Source organism: Vibrio sp. 2132-1, from assembly GCF_033344315.1.
On the sequence record NZ_JAWPON010000040.1, the window covers coordinates 1 to 4,953 of the forward strand.

5 protein-coding genes are annotated in these 4,953 nt (G+C 47.1%); 2 read left to right on the plus strand and 3 right to left on the minus strand.

Annotation, left to right across the window (positions count from 1 at the left end; genetic code table 11):
• Nucleotides 1–41 precede the first annotated feature (41 nt).
• On the minus strand, nt 42–860 hold the full coding sequence (gene aadA1, locus R8N47_RS23125; RefSeq protein ID WP_181726426.1) for an ANT(3'')-Ia family aminoglycoside nucleotidyltransferase AadA1: 819 nt from the start codon (nt 858–860) through the stop codon (nt 42–44).
• Between the two features lie 117 nt (nt 861–977).
• On the minus strand, nt 978–1,811 hold the full coding sequence (blaPSE, locus tag R8N47_RS23130; RefSeq protein ID WP_181726425.1) for a PSE family carbenicillin-hydrolyzing class A beta-lactamase: 834 nt from the start codon (nt 1,809–1,811) through the stop codon (nt 978–980).
• A gap of 178 nt (nt 1,812–1,989) precedes the next feature.
• Here blaPSE and R8N47_RS23135 point away from each other — a divergent pair, with 178 nt between their 5' ends.
• Nucleotides 1,990–2,730: a subclass B1 metallo-beta-lactamase VAM-1 gene (locus R8N47_RS23135; RefSeq protein WP_181726415.1), complete on the plus strand. Its 741-nt coding sequence runs from the start codon at nt 1,990–1,992 to the stop codon at nt 2,728–2,730.
• Between the two features lie 23 nt (nt 2,731–2,753).
• Complete coding sequence (locus R8N47_RS23140) at nt 2,754–3,212, plus strand: GNAT family N-acetyltransferase (protein WP_181726414.1); 459 nt, start codon at nt 2,754–2,756, stop codon at nt 3,210–3,212.
• Nucleotides 3,213–3,333: 121 nt separating this feature from the next.
• Here the strand turns inward: R8N47_RS23140 and R8N47_RS23145 are convergent, their stop codons facing one another.
• The gene (locus R8N47_RS23145) at nt 3,334–4,875 is read right to left on the minus strand and encodes an IS91-like element ISCR1 family transposase (protein ID WP_000050481.1); all 1,542 of its coding nucleotides are present in this window, start codon (nt 4,873–4,875) and stop codon (nt 3,334–3,336) included.
• Between the last annotated feature and the right edge of the window lie 78 nt (nt 4,876–4,953).

Genomic DNA, 4,953 nt, shown 5'->3' on the forward strand with positions numbered 1-4,953 from the left:
AACCACCTCCGCAGCCATTTATTGGTGTGGTCTACAGAGGATTATGTCTTTTTAGAGGGGAAAATCCCTAGAACCCCGACTACCTTGGTGATCTCGCCTTTCACGTAGTGAACAAATTCTTCCAACTGATCTGCGCGGGAGGCCAAGCGATCTTCTTCTTGTCCAAGATAAGCCTGTCTAGCTTCAAGTATGACGGGCTGATACTGGGCCGGCAGGCGCTCCATTGCCCAGTCGGCAGCGACATCCTTCGGCGCGATTTTGCCGGTTACTGCGCTGTACCAAATGCGGGACAACGTAAGCACTACATTTCGCTCATCGCCAGCCCAGTCGGGCGGCGAGTTCCATAGCGTTAAGGTTTCATTTAGCGCCTCAAATAGATCCTGTTCAGGAACCGGATCAAAGAGTTCCTCCGCCGCTGGACCTACCAAGGCAACGCTATGTTCTCTTGCTTTTGTCAGCAAGATAGCCAGATCAATGTCGATCGTGGCTGGCTCGAAGATACCTGCAAGAATGTCATTGCGCTGCCATTCTCCAAATTGCAGTTCGCGCTTAGCTGGATAACGCCACGGAATGATGTCGTCGTGCACAACAATGGTGACTTCTACAGCGCGGAGAATCTCGCTCTCTCCAGGGGAAGCCGAAGTTTCCAAAAGGTCGTTGATCAAAGCTCGCCGCGTTGTTTCATCAAGCCTTACGGTCACCGTAACCAGCAAATCAATATCACTGTGTGGCTTCAGGCCGCCATCCACTGCGGAGCCGTACAAATGTACGGCCAGCAACGTCGGTTCGAGATGGCGCTCGATGACGCCAACTACCTCTGATAGTTGAGTCGATACTTCGGCGATCACCGCTTCCCTCATGATGTTTAACGCCGCCATAAGTTGCGGCTTTGTAGTTGATTGTTTTGTGGTAGCGTAGCGTTAAGCCACAAAACAAGCGACGGAAAAGCCGTCAACTTGATGGCCTTGTTAGCCTTATCAGCGCGACTGTGATGTATAAACGTCAAAAATTGAACGACCAATTTTAACAATCGCATCATTTCGCTCTGCCATTGAAGCCTGTGTTTGAGCTAGATAGATGCTCACAATAATTGGGGCTTGATGCTCACTCCACACAACTGCTGTAATACTCCGAGCACCAAATCCGCCAGCACCTGAACGATCCGCAATGTTCCATCCCGCCGGCAATACTGAACGTAGTAAATTACCAGTGACTTGATTGTTCACCATCCAAGACTCTAATTTTTTTTTGTTCATTTCAGATAGCGCTGAACCAAATAAAAATTTATTCAAAGTACTGGCTATTGCCTTAGGAGTTGTCGTATCCCTCAAATCACCGAGCTTACCTTCATTTAAATCAGGCTCAATACGGTCTAGACGAGTCTCTTTGTCCCCAATTTGTCTTAAAAAATCAGTAACGCCTTTGGAGCCACCTACAGCACTTAGGATGATATTTGCCGCAGTATTATCACTTGTAGTCATAGTTGCGAAGCACGCATCATCGAGTGTGATTGCCTGCCCTACTTGCTTTTCTATTACAGGGGAATAGGTCACAAGATCTGCTTTCTTAATCTCGACTGTACTATTGGGATTAACTTTTCCTTGCTCAGCATCATATAGTAATTTAGCGCAAGCTATTGTTTTAAAAGTACTTGTCAACGGGAAGCGCTGATTGCCATTGTAATCCCAGTATTCTCCATTTTGAGTATCAAGAACGGAAACACCTATACGAGCAGAAAGAGAAACTTCAATTGCCTTAACGTCTTGTTCAACTTGCCGAAACTTTGAACTACTTGCAAAAGCATAAAAGATACGCTATTCTTAGCATTTGCTCCATGTCTCAATGCATTAAAAGATTACAAACGCATATAAGGTTACTTAAGATAAATGTCTCTACTTAGTCGCTATGAACAACTTAATTTGATTCAATGTAATAGACGTTACAAGCTCATAATTGCACATTTTTAATGACGTTCAGAGGTCGTCAATAATGAATTTTCTGATAAAAAATATTCTGCTCATTACTCTTTTTGTTCCTTTTGTAACAGCAGCAAACAATACAGACACTAAAACGCTGGAGGTTAAACAATTAACCGATAATATCTATCAGCATATCTCATATAAACATGTTGAGCCTTGGGGGTTTATTGGCGCGTCTGGCTTAATTGTAGTCGATGGAGATGCGGCATACCTGATTGACACTCCTTGGACGACCAAAGCAACCAATCAACTTATTGAATGGATTGAAGATAGAGGTCTCGTACTAAAAAGCGCAATAGTAACTCACTTTCATGAAGATGCGAGTGGTGATTTACCACTTTTAAATGATTTAAAAGTTAACACTTATGCCACTTCACTCACTAATCAACTTCTTAAACTCAATAACAAAGAAATTTCGAATACTGAAATATCGAGCAATGAACTCAAAATTTTCAACGGCATTGCGACAGTGTATTATCCTGGCCCAGGCCATACTGAAGATAACATCGTTGTTTGGTTACCGAATGAAAAGCTATTATTTGGCGGTTGCTTTGTTAAAAGCCTCCGTAATAAAAGTCTAGGTTACACTGGAGATGCAAATATAGGCGAATGGTCGAACTCTATTCAAAGAGTGCTGCAACGCTATCCAGATATAGTCACTGTAGTGCCTGGGCATGGTCAGGTTGGAGACGTTAGTTTACTCCTTCATACACAAAAATTAGCATCATCCGATAAGACTTCTGACAAATAGACAAATAAAGCAAAGGAAAAATAGTGGAGCTAAGAGGTAGTAGAATAAAACTATCACCATTTGATAGTTCAGATAGACAGTTGTTCATAGAAATATCAATGTGCCCCATTATGATGGAGCATGTGTATGAGCCTCTAACTTATCAAGAAGCTGTGGCAGCGTTTGAGTTAAAATCTCAATCTTGGCAGTTTGAAAGTGATCACTGGCTTTCATTTGGTATTGAGGACATATCATCAGGAGAAAAGCTGGGCAGTATTGGATTGAAGGTCATTAATCACAAGGCGCGAATAGCCGAAGTAGGTTACATGATTAAGCAAAGTGCTCAAGGCAGGGGAATTGCTGGAGAAGCTTTAACATTAATTAAGCAATTTGGGTATAGGAAGTATAAACCACCTTTTTGCTCCTCATCCGAAGTATCTTACCTGAAATTCCCTCACTCGTTTACCGCTCAAGCCCCAATTTTAACTGCCGGTCCAGCCTAAACCGCTCTAATAAGGTTCGATTTGGCGGTAAAATCTCTAGCCTGATAGCTCGAGAGATACAAACTGCCCCACCGCCCCGTTTAAAAGTTGGCAGTGTTGAGCAGTGTTGGATTTGGGGTCGTCAGTCAAAGAGACGACTCTGTGATGGATCGAACAGGCTGGGAGTCAGTGGCGGCGCTCGTTCTGGTGGCAGCTCACGCTGCTTGGCGGCATTCGCCTTGGCTGTTTTCTGTTTCAGATGCTTGAGAATCTGCTCAATGACCTTCGGATCTTCGATGCTGGCAATCACTTTGACGTGACCGCCGCAGTGTTCGCAGACTTCAATATCAATATTGAAGACTCGCTTGAGGCGTTGCATCCAGGTCATGGCGCGGTGGCGCTCTGCAGGACTCTTGTCACGCCAGTTAGTATCGAGACCTTCCGATTTGTCGGGCTTCTTGCCCCGCTTGGCGGGTGTTACTTGAACTCGGTGTTTGCTGTTCGGTGCAAAGACGCCGTGGAAGCGTGTGAGGTTGACTCGCGGCTTAGGTACCAACGCAGCGAGTTTGGCGATGAAGTCCAGCGGCTCGAAGATCACATGGGTGGTGCCATTGCGGTACGGAGTTTTGAGCTCGTAACGCACCTGCCCATTGGCGGTTAATGCCAGACGTTTTTCTGAAACCGCTGGCCGACTAATGTAGCGACACAAGCGCTCAAGCTTATCCCGCTGATGCGCTTCGGCCATCACACCGGCGTGTAGCGAGAAACCAGCATGGTTGGCTACTCGACTGCTTGAGTCGGCTTTATCCTCACGCCCTGGCAAGGTTTGCAGGGTGAAGACTTTGCGCCCTTGCTGGGGGCCGACGGCAATGCGATACGTAACCGAAGCACCATGTAATTGAGTCAGCGTATCGTCTTCGCCCTCTTCCAGTGTCAACCACGTATTCTCGGCATCACGCTCCAAAATCCCACGCTTTTCCATGCAGCGAGCGATGCGATGGCTGAGGGTGTGAGCGAGCGTATTCAGCTCATCGTAAGTGGGTGCCTTGACACGATGGAAGCGTTGCTTGCCATAGTCATCTTCGGCATAGACACCATCGAGAAACAGCATGTGGTAGTGGACATTGAGATTTAGCGCGGAGCCAAAGCGTTGGATAAGAGTCACTGAGCCAGTTTGTGCAGAGGCTTTGGTGTAACCGGCTTTTTTGATCAGATGAGTTGAGAGTGTACGATAGACGATACTCAAGACCTGGCCCATCAGCTGGGGATGGCGAGCCAGCAAAAAGCGTAGCTGGAAAGGAAAGCTGAGCACCCACTGGCGAATGGGCTCCTTGGGGAAGACTTCGTCTATCAGCAGCGCCGCACTCTCGGCCATCCGGCGGGCACCGCAGCTAGGGCAAAAGCCGCGTCGTTTACAGCTGAAGGCGACCAGACGCTCGTGATGACAATCCTCGCAGCGAACCCGCATGAAACCATACTCCAGACGGCCACATTGGAGGAGGTCGTTGAATTCTTGTTGGATGTAGCGAGGCAGGTGTTGACCTTGGGCTTCGAGTGAGGCTTTGAAGGCTGGGTAGTGCTGCTCAACCAGCTGGTAGAGCAGCGTCTGGTCGGGTTGGTGGCGTTCGTAACCGTTTGTTTGAGTGGGCGATTGACTCGCCGTGGCGTTCCTTGCCAGCGACATGGGGGTTCTAGGGATTTTCCCCTCTAAAAAGACTTAATCCTCTGTAGACCACACCAATAAATGGCTGCGGAGGTGGGT